At 52.4% G+C, this 16553-nt stretch carries 13 protein-coding genes; 5 read left to right on the top strand and 8 right to left on the bottom strand.

The window, feature by feature from the left end; all coding sequences use genetic code 11:
- Nucleotides 1-43: 43 nt before the first annotated feature.
- The 4 genes from hflD to NF683_RS13000 all read right to left on the bottom strand — a co-directional run bounded on the left by hflD (nt 44) and on the right by NF683_RS13000 (nt 2955).
- Nucleotides 44-682: a high frequency lysogenization protein HflD gene (gene hflD / locus NF683_RS12985; RefSeq protein ID WP_125746560.1), complete on the bottom strand. Its 639-nt coding sequence runs from the start codon at nt 680-682 to the stop codon at nt 44-46.
- Nucleotides 679-1821, bottom strand: a complete 1143-nt coding sequence (mnmA, locus tag NF683_RS12990) for a tRNA 2-thiouridine(34) synthase MnmA (RefSeq protein WP_089038728.1) — start codon at nt 1819-1821, stop codon at nt 679-681. Before mnmA ends, hflD begins: the two co-directional genes overlap by 4 nt.
- Before the next feature lie 73 nt (nt 1822-1894).
- On the bottom strand, nt 1895-2344 hold the full coding sequence (locus tag NF683_RS12995; RefSeq protein WP_038482525.1) for an NUDIX domain-containing protein: 450 nt from the start codon (nt 2342-2344) through the stop codon (nt 1895-1897).
- 8 nt (nt 2345-2352) lie between these two features.
- On the bottom strand, nt 2353-2955 hold the full coding sequence (locus NF683_RS13000; RefSeq protein WP_089038726.1) for a pseudouridine synthase: 603 nt from the start codon (nt 2953-2955) through the stop codon (nt 2353-2355).
- Nucleotides 2956-3260: 305 nt separating this feature from the next.
- Between NF683_RS13000 and NF683_RS13005 the strand changes: the two genes are divergently transcribed.
- From NF683_RS13005 to clpA, 3 genes are all read left to right on the top strand, one after another.
- Nucleotides 3261-5498 (top strand): NADP-dependent isocitrate dehydrogenase, encoded by a 2238-nt coding sequence (locus tag NF683_RS13005; protein ID WP_253920194.1) that lies wholly within the window; start codon nt 3261-3263, stop codon nt 5496-5498.
- Between the two features lie 310 nt (nt 5499-5808).
- On the top strand, nt 5809-6153 hold the full coding sequence (clpS, locus tag NF683_RS13010; RefSeq protein WP_174412716.1) for an ATP-dependent Clp protease adapter ClpS: 345 nt from the start codon (nt 5809-5811) through the stop codon (nt 6151-6153).
- Nucleotides 6154-6291: 138 nt separating this feature from the next.
- On the top strand, nt 6292-8568 hold the full coding sequence (gene clpA / locus NF683_RS13015; protein WP_253920195.1) for an ATP-dependent Clp protease ATP-binding subunit ClpA: 2277 nt from the start codon (nt 6292-6294) through the stop codon (nt 8566-8568).
- A gap of 172 nt (nt 8569-8740) precedes the next feature.
- Here clpA and infA read toward each other — a convergent pair whose 3' ends face one another.
- The 3 genes from infA to aat all read right to left on the bottom strand — a co-directional run bounded on the left by infA (nt 8741) and on the right by aat (nt 10648).
- Nucleotides 8741-8959: a translation initiation factor IF-1 gene (gene infA, locus NF683_RS13020; protein ID WP_007111068.1), complete on the bottom strand. Its 219-nt coding sequence runs from the start codon at nt 8957-8959 to the stop codon at nt 8741-8743.
- Between the two features lie 139 nt (nt 8960-9098).
- A complete protein-coding gene (locus NF683_RS13025; RefSeq protein WP_038482539.1) occupies nt 9099-9833 on the bottom strand; it encodes an arginyltransferase in 735 nt (244 codons plus the stop codon).
- A 62-nt stretch (nt 9834-9895) separates the two neighbouring features.
- Entirely contained in the window at nt 9896-10648 is a 753-nt protein-coding gene (gene aat / locus NF683_RS13030; protein ID WP_253920196.1) for a leucyl/phenylalanyl-tRNA--protein transferase, read from the bottom strand.
- 118 nt (nt 10649-10766) lie between these two features.
- Between aat and NF683_RS13035 the strand changes: the two genes are divergently transcribed.
- Together NF683_RS13035 and lolA are read left to right on the top strand one after the other, a co-directional pair.
- A complete protein-coding gene (locus NF683_RS13035) occupies nt 10767-14231 on the top strand; it encodes a DNA translocase FtsK (RefSeq protein WP_253920197.1) in 3465 nt (1154 codons plus the stop codon).
- 168 nt (nt 14232-14399) lie between these two features.
- A complete protein-coding gene (lolA, locus tag NF683_RS13040; protein ID WP_089038722.1) occupies nt 14400-15053 on the top strand; it encodes an outer membrane lipoprotein chaperone LolA in 654 nt (217 codons plus the stop codon).
- A 64-nt stretch (nt 15054-15117) separates the two neighbouring features.
- Here the strand turns inward: lolA and NF683_RS13045 are convergent, their stop codons facing one another.
- Nucleotides 15118-16452 (bottom strand): replication-associated recombination protein A, encoded by a 1335-nt coding sequence (locus tag NF683_RS13045; protein WP_089038721.1) that lies wholly within the window; start codon nt 16450-16452, stop codon nt 15118-15120.
- Nucleotides 16453-16553 lie beyond the last annotated feature (101 nt).

Below are 16553 nucleotides of genomic sequence, written 5' to 3' on the forward strand. Positions count from 1 at the left end.
CGAAAAGAAATGGCGCGAAGTGCCTAGATGATCTTTGGGCGCGTTAGCCAAGGCTATCAAGCGCGCGCCTCAATGCTTTACGCTGGAAGACAAGCTTCCAGCGACGGCCGCCTTGTTGGTGCCATAGCAGCGCAAAACGGATACCCGCCATCAAACAGGCGCGCACCCGCTCGGGCATCATGCGAGTCTGCAGTAAAGAGGGGTCGCCCTGAACCACGATGCGGGTTTTGAACGTCGAAATGGTTTCTTGGTAGGCATCGCCCAGGCTTGCGATCACATTTTCATGAGTGCTGCCGAAGTGCTCTGCCTGCCCCTGTACGTGGGACAGCTTTTGACCAAGTAAATCCATCATATGGCGGTCAGTGCGCAGTTTATTCATTAACAGTAGCAGCGAAAAACCGTAGCGGAGAACCACAGGGTTGGCTTGTTTGCGGCCAACAAGGGCTTCGAGTGTTTCTAATCCGCGGCGTAAATTGTTGGGATGGCCACCATAAATAGCTTCAAAGCTTTCCGGGTTGGTGTCCACGGTTGCATTGATGAGTGTTTCCCAGGCGCGAGGGTCTACTTGTCCAGTACGCGCGAGTTCATCTACCAAACTCGCGGATTGAAAAACGCCAGCCAGCGCCAGTGCTTGGCGAGCGGCTTGAGACTCCGGCGCGCGATGAATAGGGGTAGCGCTCATGCAGCGGTCTCCGTGGTATTCCAAGTGGCGCGAATAACACCGCCGCCTAAGCAAATTTCACCATCATAAAGTACCAATGACTGGCCTGGTGTGACCGCCCACTGAGGATCATCAAACACCACCTCAACAGTGCCGTCGGGCAGTGTATGGATTTCGCATGGGCAATCACTTTGACGATAGCGGGTTTTGGCGGTGTAACGGCCCTGTGCGGCAGGCGGTTCACCTGCTACCCAGTCCATGGCTTCAGTGGCCAACGCATTGGTGAACAGCAGTGGGTGATGCTTGCCTTGGACGACAATCAATACATTACGCTCAAGGTCTTTGGCCACTACGTACCATGGGTCTTCCGAATAGTTGGCGAGACCACCAATGCCTAACCCTTGGCGCTGCCCCAGGGTGTAGTACATCAGTCCCATATGCTTGCCAATGACATCGCCTTCGGGCGTTTCAATATTGCCGGGTTGTGCGGGCAGGTATTGCTGCAAAAAGTCGCGGAAGCGGCGCTCGCCGATAAAGCAAATACCAGTAGAGTCTTTTTTCTTGGCGGTAATAAGATCGTGTTGTTCAGCCAAGGCTCTAACGACAGGTTTTTCAAGCTCACCAACAGGAAACAGGGTGCGCGCAATCGCTGCTTCAGGCACCGCATGCAGGAAATAGCTTTGATCTTTATTGCTATCCACACCTTTTAACAGGCGCGGGCGTCCTCCGCGAACCCCTTGTCGAACATAATGCCCGGTTGCGATTTTATCGGCGCCTAGCATTTCAGCGTAGTCTAGAAAGACCTTAAACTTGATCTCTCGGTTGCACAGGATATCGGGATTGGGCGTTCTGCCCGCTTTATATTCGGCTAAAAAATGCTCGAAGACGTTATCCCAATACTCGGATGCGAAATTGGCCGTATGCAATTTGATGCCCAGCTTCTCACACACAGCCTCTGCATCGGCAAGATCTTCTTTTGCCGTGCAGTATTCGGTGCCGTCGTCTTCATCCCAATTCTTCATAAACAGGCCCTCAACCTCATACCCTTGTTGGAGTAGAAGGAGAGCAGAAACCGATGAATCAACGCCGCCCGACATGCCAACAATTACTTTTTGGGTCTCGGGCGCTTCAGGAATAGACGTGCCATGGGTGGATGTCATTGGCATCCTCAGTTGAAGTGGTGTGCAATTGGATGCTGATTATACACGATGGAGGCTTGGTGCTTCGAGTGCTTCACTCATGAATCACGGTCAGGGGATAACATTGGCCGTTAATGGCGTTTTCGATCCGTTTAAGCACCAGGGGGCTGCGCAGCCGACCGGCATTGCCGAGGGCTTTGATGTCATTCAATGTGAGCCAGTGAGTGGCAGTGATGTCGCTATCAATGGGGGACGAGAGCATGACGTCTGGTGTGGCTATAAAACCATGGCTATGAAAGGTAAGGCCTTCTGGCGTGTGGAAGATATAAAGACCTAAGTAGTCGGTTAGCGTCACCTGCCAAGCAGTTTCTTCTTGCACTTCACGCAAGATGGCTGCCATTGGGCCTTCGCCTGGCTCTACATGTCCTGCCGGTTGGTTGAACACGGTTTGCCTACCGCCGCGGGCTTCTTCCACCATCAAAAAGTGGTCATTGCGCTGAATCACGCAGGCAACGGTACTTCTGATGATGGCATTTTTTATCATCTCACTGCTCATTTGGAGTGCCTGTGCTGAGGTGCGCCGCTGCGCTTTGGCGCTTTAGTGGGGCGTGGAGCGTGTAGTGTTTGTTTGCGCCACTCGCCTGGGGCCAAGTCGCCAAGTTGCCATGTGCCAATCGCCGCGCGTATCAATCTCAACGTAGGAAACCCTACATGGGCGGTCATGCGCCGTACTTGGCGGTTGCGGCCTTCGCTGATTGTTAACTCTAACCAGCTGGTGGTGGGGTGGCGCTTAGGGTCAATCCTTGGGTCGCGTAGTGCAATGGCAGGTGGCTCAATGCGCCGGGCTTTTGCTGGCTGGGTTGGGCCATCTTTCAAGATGACACCGTTTTTCAGGGCGTTAATCGCCTCATCATTAATCTGCCCTTCGAGCTGCACCCAGTAAGTTTTGGGCTGCTTGTGACGTGGGTGGGCGATACGGTGAATGAGACTGCCGTCATCACTTAATAACAGCAGACCCTCAGAGTCATAATCAAGCCGCCCTGCGGCGTACACGCCAGGCACATCTATAACATCGGCTAATGTGGCGCGGCCTTGTTTGTCGGTAAACTGAGAGAGCATACGATAGGGTTTATGCAGTAAATATAAAGTGCTCATAATCTCTTTAGAAGGGTGCCCTTGATTTGTCGACAATCTCTCATGCGATTAAAATGCAGCGCTGGTATACTTTGAGGCTAATCTTTCAAAGGCAGTTCTTGAAAAGTCGCCTTTGAATAGCGTTTATGTCGTGCTGGAGTTGTCGTAATTTCCACTGAAATAACCACCGTAAAAACCACCGATTGATAACCGGGAAAGCCAAATAAAATGGCCCCGCCTGCTTCGCGGCATGGTCTCTCGTTGAAGAAGTCGCGTCGCTCAGGATCTCTATAATCACAGCGATAGAAAAAAGAGGTTAACGCAAAATGTCTAAAACGCCGAAGATCATTTACACGCTCACCGACGAAGCGCCTGCGCTCGCGACATACTCTTTGCTACCGATTATTGACGCTTTCACCGACGCTGCGGGTATCGAGGTGGAAACCCGGGATATTTCCCTGGCGGCTCGCGTTCTCTCTTTATTTCCCGACTACTTGACTGAAGAGCAGCGTATCGAAGACCACCTGGCCGAATTAGGTGCGCTGGCCAAGGTTCCTGAAGCCAATATCATCAAATTACCGAATATCAGCGCCTCTATGCCGCAGCTGCGGGCGGTGATCAAAGAGCTGCAAGAACAAGGTTACAAGCTGCCCGAGTATCCGGATGACCCAAGCAGCGATGAAGAGAAAGATATCAAAGCGCGCTATGACAAAGTGAAAGGCAGCGCAGTTAACCCCGTATTGCGTGAAGGTAACTCTGATCGCCGCGCACCGAAGGCCGTGAAAGAGTACGCCCGCAAGTACCCGCATTCTATGGGGGAGTGGAGCCAGGCGTCGCGTACCCATGTTTCGCACATGCATAGTGGCGACTTCTACCATGGCGAGAAGTCGATGACCCTGGATCGCGCCCGCAACGTCAAGATGGAGCTGATCACTGCCAGCGGTGAAACCAAGGTGCTCAAGCCTCGGGTCGAGCTGCTGGAAGGCGAAATCATTGACAGCATGTTTATGAGCAAGAAAGCGCTGCTGGAGTTTTACGAGCGTGAAATCGAGGATGCGCGTAAGACCGGTGTGATGTTCTCATTACACGTAAAAGCGACGATGATGAAGGTCTCGCACCCCATCGTGTTCGGGCACTGCGTCAAAATTTTCTACAAGGACGCCTTTGAGAAGCACGGTGAGCTCTTCAAAGAGCTGGGTGTCGATGTTAACAACGGCATCGCTAACCTCTACGATAAAATTGCGACCTTGCCAGAATCCCAGCGTGATGAAGTCATTAGTGACCTACATGCGTGCCATGACAAGCGCCCAGAACTGGCAATGGTTGATTCGGCTCGCGGCATCACCAACTTCCACTCACCCAGCGATGTGATTGTCGATGCTTCGATGCCTGCAATGATTCGCGCTGGCGGTAAGATGTACGGCGCTGATGGTCGTCTCAAGGACGTCAAAGCCGTCATGCCTGAGTCAACGTTCGCGCGTATCTATCAGGAAATGATCAACTTCTGTAAGTGGCACGGCGCGTTTGATCCGGCCACAATGGGTACTGTTCCCAATGTTGGTTTGATGGCGCAAAAAGCCGAAGAGTACGGCTCACATGATAAGACCTTCGAAGTGCCTGCGGATGGTGTTGCCAACATCACTGACCTGGACACGGGTGAAGTACTGCTGTCACAGACGGTGGAGCAGGGCGATATCTGGCGTATGTGTCAGGTCAAAGACGCGCCGATTCGCGACTGGGTGAAGTTGGCGGTTGAGCGCTGCCGTGATTCTGGTATGCCGACGGTGTTCTGGCTTGATCCTTACCGTCCGCACGAGAATGAGCTGATCAAAAAGGTCAAAACGTACCTCAAAGATCACGATACTGATGGCCTCGAAATTCATATCATGTCTCAGGTTCGGGCGATGCGTTACACCCTTGAGCGCGTGATTCGTGGTCTCGATACGATCTCGGTGACGGGCAACATTCTCCGCGATTACCTGACAGACCTATTCCCGATTCTTGAATTGGGCACTAGTGCCAAAATGCTTTCTATCGTGCCGTTGATGGATGGCGGCGGCCTGTTTGAAACGGGGGCCGGTGGTTCCGCGCCTAAGCACGTTCAGCAGTTGCTTGAAGAGAACCACCTACGTTGGGACAGCCTTGGCGAGTTCCTGGCGCTGGTTGCTTCTTTGGAACACCTCGCCAAACGTTTTGGCAATGACCGTGCTAAGTTGCTGGCGAAAGCGTTGGATGAAGCTAACGGCAAGTTCCTTGAGAGCAATAAATCACCTTCGCGCAAAGTGGGTGAGCTTGATAACCGAGGAAGCCACTTCTATCTAGCGCTCTATTGGGCAGAAGCATTGGCAGCTCAGGATGAAGACGCTGAACTAAAAACGCGCTTTGCCCGTTTGGTAGAAACGCTGAAAGCCAATGAAGCTACGATCATTGACGAGCTGAATGGCGTGCAAGGCCAGTCTGTTGACCTTAAAGGCTATTACCACCCGAATGGGGAAGTAGCTAGTCAAGTCATGCGCCCGAGTAAGACGCTCAATGAAGCCCTTGCTATGGTCGCAAACGATTAAGACTTAAATCACCAGTAGTCTGCGCTGCCGCTGGGCAATACGCATGAAAACGCTGTGATATCCCTCGCCCGCTTTGGTGGGCGAGGGTTTTTTGTCTTATTTAGTATGCTAGTTTTTGTATTTTCCATGAACCCTTGCTGGTAACGGGCGTCTTACTTTGGAGAGCAAAATCAGAGTGATCAAATCTAGCGCAGTTAATGTTAGTGCATTTCAAGCTAGGATGGATGATTCAAGCGCCGTAAGACACCACTTGCCAGCTAAGAGACGATAACCCTTGCTGCTTATGCCTACTACAGACAGCCTATGCGTCATGGCTATCCTGCACGCAGGAATGACTCGGCCAGATGCGCCTGAATATGATGATGACCTAGCCGTTCAGCCGGCTGAGCCAGAGCTTGCTCGGCCGCCGTTGTACAAAGTGATACTTCACAATGATGATTTCACACCGATGGAGTTCGTTGTTGAGGTATTACAGGAATTTTTTAATATGGATAGTGAGCAAGCGGTCCAGGTCATGCTTGCGGTGCATACCCAAGGTAAAGCGACGTGCGGTATCTTTACGCGGGATATTGCAGAAACGAAAAGTTACCAAGTCAATGAATATGCCCGCGAATGCGAGCATCCTTTAATGTGTGATATCGAAGCTGCTGACTGAAAGCGTTGAAAAAAATTAGCGATGGGCCTTGCAAGTGCGCCATTTGTACCCGATGTTGAAAGTGCCGGTCGATTAAACTGATCCGACGCAAGCCCTAGGTGGCGACACGCCCTAGGTAGTAGCGAAAAGGGGACTGCCATGCTGAGCAAAGAACTTGAACTTACCCTGAACACGGCCTTCACCGTGGCTCGCTCAAAGCGCCACGAGTTTATGACCGTTGAGCACCTGCTCCTGGCGTTGTTGGATAATGCGTCAGCAGTTGACGTGCTAAAGGCGTGTGGGGCGAATCTCGATAAGCTGCGGTCCGATCTGCAGGATTTTATTAATTCGACCACGCCATTGATTCCTGAGAGTCAGGCGGATCGCGAAACCCAGCCTACCCTTGGGTTTCAGCGCGTACTGCAACGTGCTGTATTTCATGTGCAGTCATCTGGAAAGAGTGAAGTGACTGGCGCTAATGTGCTGGTCGCTATTTTCTCTGAGCAGGAAAGCCAAGCCGTTTACTTCCTCAAGCAACAAAGCGTTGCGCGCGTAGACGCTGTTAACTATATCGCTCACGGTATTTCGAAGGTGGCTGGCCATGGGCCTGCTCCATCGCCGTCTTCTCAAGAGAGTGAAGATGCTGAAGAGGGTAGTTCTGAAGGAGTTGCGCATCCGTTAACCGGTTACGCTACCAACCTGAATGAGCAGGCGCGCCAAGGCAAAATAGATCCATTGATTGGGCGCGACCATGAACTTGAGCGCGTGGTGCAAATCCTTGCCCGCCGGCGCAAGAATAACCCGTTACTGGTTGGCGAGGCTGGCGTTGGTAAAACCGCTATCGCAGAAGGCCTAGCAAAGCGCATTGTTGAAGAAGACGTGCCGGATGTGATTGCCGATGCAGTGGTTTACTCGCTTGATATGGGAGCGTTGTTAGCGGGTACTAAATACCGCGGTGATTTCGAGAAGCGCCTTAAAAGCTTGCTTAGTGAATTACGCAAGCAGCCTAACGCCGTGCTCTTTATTGATGAGATTCACACCGTCATCGGGGCGGGTGCTGCCTCGGGTGGCGTAATGGATGCGTCTAACTTGCTGAAGCCCTTGCTTTCCTCCGGTGAGTTGCGGTGTATCGGTTCGACAACGTTCCAAGAGTTCCGCGGTATTTTTGAGAAAGATCGCGCTCTGGCTCGTCGGTTCCAAAAAGTGGATGTGCTAGCACCTTCTGTGGATGACACCATCAAGATCCTCAAAGGGTTACGTTCGCGCTTTGAAGAACACCATGAGATTAAGTACACCGATGGCGCGCTAGAGAGTGCCGCTCGTTTGGCTGATCGCTATATTAATGACCGTTACCTACCCGATAAAGCCATCGACGTGATTGATGAGGCAGGCGCGCATCAGCGTATGCTACCGCCAGAAGTTCGGACTGACACCATTGATGTTGAGCAGGTAGAAGCGGTAGTGGCGTCTATTGCGCGCATTCCGCCAAAGAGTGTTTCAAGTTCTGATCGTAAGTTGCTAGAGAAGCTCGACCGCGACTTGAAAATGTTGGTGTTCGGTCAAGATGAGGCCATCGATACTCTCTCCGCTGCCATTAAGCTTTCCCGTGCCGGTTTGAAATCACCAGATAAGCCGGTAGGTAGTTTCTTGTTTGCTGGCCCAACCGGTGTTGGTAAAACCGAAGTGGCTAAGCAGTTGGCGCATATCATGGGTATCGAACTAGTACGCTTTGATATGTCGGAGTACATGGAGCGTCATACTGTTTCACGCTTGATTGGTGCCCCACCAGGCTATGTCGGCTATGACCAAGGGGGGCTGTTAACTGAGGCCGTCACCAAGCAGCCGCATTGTGTATTGCTGCTAGATGAAATTGAGAAGGCGCACCCTGAAGTGTTTAACCTGCTGCTGCAGGTTATGGATCACGGCCGCTTGACAGATAATAATGGCCGCGAGGCGGATTTCCGTCACGTTATCCTGATCATGACCTCGAACGCAGGGGCAGAGCAGGCATCACGGCGCTCTATCGGCTTCCAAAGCCAAGACCACTCTACCGACGCGATGGAAGTGATTCGCCGCACCTTCTCGCCTGAGTTCCGCAACCGCTTGGATGGCATTATCCAGTTCCATGCGTTGCAGACGTCTGTTGTGCGTAACGTAGTCGATAAGTTCCTGATCGAGCTACAAGCGCAGCTGGACGAAAAGCGTGTGCAGCTTGAAGTGGATGATACCGCGAGAGACTGGTTGGCAGAGAAGGGCTACGATCCCGATATGGGTGCGCGCCCAATGGCCCGTTTGATCCAAGAGAAACTGAAAAAGCCGTTGGCCGAGATGATTCTGTTTGGCGAGCTGGCTGATCAAGGCGGCATTGTGCACGTTAGCCTCGAAGAGGGAGAGCTGCATTTGTCGACGGAGTCGGAGATGGCGGATGCGCCCTGAAAAAGGGCGCTAAGTCTACATTAAGCCCTTATCTCATGCCTCACTAAAGCACAGCGCCCTGTCATCCGACGGGGCGTTGTCGTTTGCAGAGAGCGGCGCCGTACTTACGCTATATTTTCAGTCAGGATGCGTGCATGCGCGGGCAGTATTTGCTTGTAGGCGTTACCAAGGCTTAGCGCGAGCGATAAACAATACGGCCTTTTGACAGATCGTAGGGCGTCAGCTCTACTTTTACCTTGTCACCTGTCAGGATACGGATGTAGTTTTTGCGCATCTTGCCTGAAATATGAGCGGTAACGACGTGGCCGTTTTCCAGCTCAACACGGAACATGGTGTTGGGAAGGGTATCAACAATAACGCCTTCCATTTCAATATGATCTTCGCGTGCCATATAGGCAGATCCTCACTTATTTAACGTAATGGTTTGGTCTAATTAGTCACTTCAATGGGCGTCGTCAGGTGACGGTTACCCAGCAAGCAGCGCTATATTGTGCCGTAAGCCTGCCATCAAGGCAAAAAAGCTGGCAAGTTTAGCAAATTAAAGGCCGCCAATGTCGCCCGTCGAGCACCTCTATTGGGGTGAACGCGCGTTTGTAACGCATCTTACGACACTCCTCAATCCAATACCCAAGATACAAGTGGGGGAGAGACTTTTCACCACACAGCTCAATAAGTTTGAGAATAGCAAACGTTCCCAGTGATCGCTTTTCCAAGGCCTTGTCGACACTGAAAAACGTGTAAATAGCCGATAGCCCATGCTCAAGTTGATCAAATGCCGCGACCGCGACGAGCTTCCCATCCAGGTGCATTTCTAAAAGGTGTGCATAGGGTTCTTCAAGCGTTAAAAAGGTACGATACTGCTCTCGGCTTGGCGGATACATGTCACCATCGGCGTGGCGTAAGCGGATATAGTCTGCATAGAGTGCATAATGCTCAGCCTCATAGCGTGCAGGCACTACCCGTGTAGCAATATCGGCATTAAGACGCCGGAGTTTGCGTTGGGTGCGATTAGCGCTAAAGTCGCTGATAGGAATGCGTACTGAGCGACAGGCATTGCAACCCTCGCAGTGAGGGCGGTATAGATGGCGACCGCTGCGACGAAAGCCGAGTAACGAAAGTGAGTCATAAACGCCGGGAACGGGAGATTCCTGGGGATCCAGAAACAGAGTGGTTGCTTCCTTGCCAGGAAGATAGCTGCAGGCATGGGGAACGGTTAGGAAGAAGCGCAAATCCCGCACCGGGCGGCGAGGAGCGTTACTACTCACGGCTTGCCTCCTTGCTTAGTTTGAACATGGACTATCTTGAATATGGACTAGTTTGAATACGCTTACCATTCTGAACAGTGGCCTGAGGCAATGGCACCAAGCCACGGTGATCCAGGTATAGTAGGCGCTTCATTGGTCATATTCGTTAAGTTAAATGCCTCGTTAGGCAACCACTTTTCAAGATAGTTGATGAACGTCTTACGAGCGACTGTTGTCGCACCAAGGCTCGCCAAGTGAGGTGTGTGCATCTGGCAGTCGATCAGTTTACCCTCATGGTGCTGCATAGCATGGGCTAAGTGGGCGAGGGCGATTTTAGAGGCATCGGGCACTTTCGAGAACATTGATTCACCAAAGAAAATTGGCCCCATTGCTAATCCATAAAGCCCGCCAACCAGTTGGCCATCAAGATGCACTTCAATGCTATGCGCGATGCCTAGCTCATGTAGACGTTGGTAAGCGTGACGCATATCTTGATTGATCCAGGTGCCTGGTTCCCCGAAACGTGGCGCAGCGCATGCTTTAACAATGTTTTCAAACTGTTGATCCAGAGTGACGATAAAGCCACCATGACGCAATCGCTTAACAAGGCTACGACGTCGTTTAAACTGTGCTGGTTGCAATACCATACGTGGGTTGGGGCTCCACCACAAAATAGGTTCATCATCGCTATACCATGGAAAAATACCTTTTCGGTAAGCGTGGATTAACCAGTGGGGGGAGAGCTCTCCGCCTGCGGCAAGAAGGCCGTTCGGTGACTCGAGGGCAAGGTCGGTAGACGGAAAGATAGGCTGTGGCGATGAAAGCCAAGGTAGCATTGTTTGCTCCTGTTACTGAACACTTCGATAGAAGCGCTGTGACGGCGAAAGGATGCTCGGTATGATGCAAACTCGCAAGTGGATTAAAGACACCATTGAGGTGTAAAGGGAGAATCGCTTGAAAGTAAATAAGGCGGTAGACAAGCGAACGCAACGTAACTCGCGTCAACCATCATCAACGGCCTCAACTGGGCGAGTTAAAGCCGCAAAGGATAAAGCTCGTCGATTTGGTCTGCGCTTGCAGGGCTCGGCGCGCGAAGGCGTGGTCGTGGTGCTGCTTGCGCTGTGCGTATTTTTGTTATTGGCACTGTTTAGTTATGACCCTGCCGACCCAGGTTGGTCTTATCAAGGGCCGGAAACGGATGTTCATAACTGGATGGGGCCTGTTGGTGCTTGGCTTGCGGACGTGCTTTATTCGCTGCTGGGAGCAAGTGCCTTGTGGTGGCCGGGAATGTTTGGTTATGCAGCCTGGTGGCTAATGAGGTCACGCCAAGTGCGCTTTGATATCGATCCGGTAGCGATTGCTGTCCATACCGGAGGATTAGTGCTGCTTATCTTCGGCACGACGATGTTGGGTGCACTGCATTTTTATCATCCTGACAGCATTTTGCCTTACGCCTCTGGCGGCATATTGGGCGAAGGGTTAGTCAGCACTCTAAAGCCACTTGTCAGCAGTGGTGGCGTTGGGCTTATTTCTGCTGCGCTAATCTTGATCGGTTTTCCCCTGTTTAGCGGCATGTCGTGGTTACAGCTGGCTGATGAGCTTGGTCGTCGTCTGTGTAAAGTAGGCGGCTGGTTCAGCGCTCGGCGCGCTAAAGGGCGTGAGAGGCGCTCCCAGCGTGCTGCTGTGCGTGCTGCCGCGAAAGCGGCGTCTCAGAAAGTAAAAGAGAAACCACTAGCTGAATTTAAAGCGGCTAAGCCAGAGAGTGACTCGCAACGCCCAAGTCCAAAAGAGAGTAGTCACCAGCAAGCACCCGCCCAAGAAAGCAGCCGCGTACGTCGTGAGCCTAGTTTTTCAACGACGACAGATACCTCAATTCCATGGGCAGCTGCTGCATTTTCAGGTGCGTTGCCTGAGGAAGAGATGCCCAAACGTGCATCCTCAACTGCGCCTGAGCAGCCTGCTCCTAAGATGGACGCCCCTCAGGATGCTCCGCCGGTTGAGTCTAATGACCAGCCGCTTGAAACCGCAGTTGAAGAGCGGCGTGAAGCTAAAGCAGAAGTTAAAACAGAAGTTAAAACAGAAGTTAAAACAGAGCCTAAAATAGAGCCTGTTGTGAGCAACGATGTGGAAAAGGTTGCGGAAGACGCTGTAGAAGATGTCGAGGAAAAATTGCCCAGCGCGCCTCGCGAGGATGCTTTTGCGGTGCGCATCAAGGATGAAAGCAGCGAGCCGACACCTTCAGTACCGCTCTCCGCGCGAGAGGCAGAGCCAACGTTCGATCGGCCATCGCGTGATGAGCTAGCCGGTGAAAAAGCGGCTTCTCATCCTGCGCCTAGTTTCCAGCCAGCAGAAACGCAGCCATTTAATTCATCGACAGACGGCGATGAAACAGAGCATCAAGCTACGTCTCAGGCGATGTCTTATGCAGCGCATGAAATAAAACAGCATGATGCAGCTAAGCAAGGCGACGACGTTGAACGTGAGATGGCCTCTGTTTCGACGAGCATGCCTGAACCCGAGCATACGCCCGCAATCACGCCGCGAGATGAATCTTACTCTCGCCCTGTACATGCGACGACCCCTGAACCGCGTTCCGAACGGGTACCTGAAGTCGTGCCAGAGCCAGTATGGGATGATGAGGAAGATGACCTTCCTGTCGCACGACCAGCCGTTACTGGCGTGCGCCAAGAGCCAACGCTACATGATTCTGATGTATCCAGGACTGAGGTATCCAGGGCGGAGGCACCTAGGGTTGAGGTTCCCCGAGGTGAGTCTTCTGAGACGGTGGATTCAAATGACATGTCTGCCGACGTGGCGTCTTCTGAGGAGAAAGAAGCCGACAATGGGCCTACTCTGTGGACGGTTGAGCATCTGCAGAGCCAGCGTCCGGCGTTTGAAACTTTCGATGAGCCAGAAGGGGATGTGCCCAGTCTCCAATTACTGACGCCTCCAGAACCGCATGAGCCAAATTACACGGACGAGCAGCTTGCTGATATGGCGGAGCTCTTGGAAGTGCGGCTGCGTGAGTATGGTGTTAAGGCGGAAGTCGTTGATACATGGCCTGGCCCTGTTATCACCCGGTTTGAAATTAAGCCAGCGGCTGGGGTGAAGGTTTCCAAAATCAGTAACCTTGCTAAAGACCTGGCACGTTCGTTAATGGTCAAGAGTGTACGTGTGGTTGAGGTCATTCCTGGGCGTCCAACGGTCGGCATTGAAATACCCAACCCCCATCGAGCGATGATTCGTCTGCGCGAAGTCATTGACTCTGACCGCTATCAACAGGAAAGCTCGCCACTGACCATGGCGTTGGGTCAGGACATTGGCGGTGGGCCCGTTGTCGCTAATCTAGGTAAGATGCCCCATCTTCTAGTTGCAGGTACGACGGGGTCTGGTAAGTCAGTGGGTGTTAATGCCATGCTGATTTCCATGCTGCTAAAAGCGACCCCAGATGAGCTCAAGCTGATCATGGTTGACCCAAAAATGCTGGAGCTGTCAGTTTACGATGGTATTCCGCACCTTTTGGCCCCCGTGGTCACGGATATGAAGGAAGCTGCAAACAGTCTGCGCTGGTGTGTTGCGGAGATGGAGCGCCGCTACAAATTAATGGCGGCAATGGGGGTGCGTAACATTGCAGGCTTTAATGGCCGTTTAGATGAGGCTGAGAGTGCCGGCGCACAAGTTGCCGACCCGCTTTGGGAGCCGCAGCCTTGGGAAATGCATCAAACGCCGCCGATCCTTGAAAAACTGCCCTACATTGTGGTGGTGATCGACGAATTCGCCGACATGTTTATGATCGTCGGCAAGAAAGTTGAAGAACTCATTGCTCGTTTGGCACAAAAGGCGCGTGCCGCGGGTATCCACCTGATTTTGGCTACTCAGCGCCCCTCTGTTGATGTGGTGACGGGGCTGATTAAGGCGAATATTCCGTCGCGAATGGCCTTCCAGGTATCGTCGCGGATTGATTCGCGTACCATTCTGGATCAGGGGGGCGCCGAAAGCCTGCTTGGCCATGGTGATATGCTTTACCTACCCGCTGGTTCAGGGCCGCCTAACCGGATTCATGGTGCTTTTGTAGACGATGACGAAGTGCACCGGGTCGTGGATGATTGGAAACGACGTGGCGCGCCTGAGTACATTGAAGAGATTTTGTCAGGCGGCGTGACTGCCGATGCACTGACGGGTCTTGAGGCTGAGGGCGTAGATGGCGATGATGCTGAGCAGGATGCGCTTTACGATGAGGCGGTTCAGTTCGTTACCGAAACACGCAAAGCTTCTATCTCTGCCGTTCAGCGTCGCTTCAAAATCGGCTATAACCGCGCTGCGCGCTTGGTGGAAGCAATGGAAGGTGCCGGTGTGGTTACCTCTATGGGGTCTAACGGTGCCCGTGAAGTGTTAGCACCGCCACCGATAGGCCACTGACTTATCTGTTAATGAGTGCCCGGCGCTTGGTTCAATAATGCAATAAGCGTGAAAGTCGCGCCGTAGGTGAAACCCTGCGGCGCGTTTTGCGTCTGAGAGGCTACACGGATCGTCTTAACGCTCCTTGCCTTGTCCGCTATCCGGCAATGACTGCCTAGGGAGAAAATAATGCGCGATACACATACTCGACGCTCATCAGCGTTAGCGTTAGCAGCCAGTGCGCTAGGGTTAGCCTTTGCATCGCCTATTGCGTGGGCAAACGAGGCTGCAGAGCGCCTTACTGAGCGGCTTGACCCGCTTGAGAACTATCAAGCGACGTTTGAACAGCAAATTTTGGACGGTGGTGGTGAGCGTTTACAAAGCGCGCGTGGAGAAATGTGGCTCTCGCGCCCTGGCATGCTACGTTGGGAAGTCGATGCGCCTTATACGCAAGTCGTCGTCTCGGATGGTGATGATGTTTATCTCTATGACCCTGATCTTGAGCAAGTCACCATTCAGGCAATGGATGACCGGGTCACTCATACCCCCGCGCTGTTGCTTTCAGGCAGTGCAAGCGATTTAACTGCTAGCTATGACGTATTTCATGAGCAGCAGGACGGTGATGACGTATTTACGCTGATTCCTATCTCAGCGGATACGTTATTTGAAGAGCTGAGCATGATCTTTGACGATCAAACCCTAACGGAGCTGTGGATGATGGACAGTACTGGTCAGCGCACCGCGATTACGTTTAGCGACATTACTCGTAACGGTAGTATTGACCGCAGCTTATTCAATTTTGATATTCCTGAAGGTACGGATGTTATCCGCGAAGAGCTGTAAAAAATGGTGTGAGAAGAGCAATACACGCTCGCAATAATGTCGCACGATGACTAGATCAGGCACCTTAAGGTGCCTGATCTGCTTCTAGGTCCTGCTGTTCCCGCCACGCCATTATCTCACCAAAGCGTTTCTCCTGACCAAAGGCGCTCGGTTCATAAAATCGTGTTTTAGGTACGTCATCTGGCCAACAGTCATGAGCGCTGCCAGCAGGGTAGCCATAGGTTTCGTTATGCGCGTAGCGATAACCTTGGCCATGTCCTAACTGCTCCATCAATTTGGTGGGAGCGTTACGAAGATAGCTGGGAACTTCCAGCTGTGGTTGCTGCTGCACAAACTGCTGTGCAGCTTTCCAGGCACGATCAATACGATTACTTTTTGGAGCAACCGCTAAATGAATAGCGGCGTGGGCAATCGCCCGCTGGCCCTCATAATCGCCTAAACGTAAGTAGGCATCCCAGGCAGCAATGACCAGGGGCAGTGCTCGAGGGTCAGCATTGCCGACATCTTCTGAGGCAATCGCCGTTAAGCGGCGCACAATATCAAGCGGGTCGCCGCCCCCCTGTAAAAAGCGTGCCATATACAGCAGGGCTGAATCAGGGCGTGATGAGCGAATTGATTTATGAACGGCTGATAATAAATCGTAATAAGCGTCACCCTGCTTATCAAAGGCGCTTGATTGATGACCTACCACATCGGCTAACACCGCTTTGTGTAGCACCTCTTTATCACCATGCTGTTCAGTAAAGTCGCAGGCCGTTTCTAGTAGTCCCAGCGCGCGACGTGCGTCGCCTGCACTGGCATGAGCAAGAGCCTCTAATACTCCCTCTTCCATCTCGATGCGGCGCTTCCCCAGGCCATGCTCCGCATCGTTTAATGCTTGAGATAACACCTGGAGAAGTTCGTCATGGCTCAGCGGTTTAAGTACATACACCCGAGCACGGGAAAGTAGCGCCGAGTTGACCTCAAATGAGGGGTTTTCTGTTGTTGCGCCGATCAGTGTTAGCAGGCCGGACTCTACATGGGGCAGCAGCGCGTCCTGTTGACTCTTGTTCAAACGGTGGATTTCATCTAAGAATAGAAGTGTGGGCGATGTGCGTTGCTGTGCTCGCTCTACTGCTGAACGGATTTCTTTCACACCGGCCATAACGGCACTTAAATGCTCAAGATGAGCGCCAGAAGCGCGGGCTAGTAACTCTGCTAGCGTGGTTTTGCCCACGCCAGGCGGCCCCCATAAAATCATTGAACGCACGACCCCAGACTCCGCCATTCGGCGTAGCGGTTTTTCAGGCCCCACTAATGCTTGCTGGCCGACATAATCGTTAAGGGTTAGAGGGCGCATACGGTAGGCAAGGGGCACGTCTTCACTCGTGGTAACGGACGCGCGGTCAAAAAGATCCATATAAACGTTCCCTATAAATTTCCAGCGTAAATCTTGCCGTTGAACAATCAACGATTAACACGTGTCTGTGGTAAATAATGTAACGTCGGGCTACCTTTGGG

Source organism: Halomonas sp. MS1 (assembly GCF_024182575.1).
Classification (GTDB): domain Bacteria; phylum Pseudomonadota; class Gammaproteobacteria; order Pseudomonadales; family Halomonadaceae; genus Vreelandella.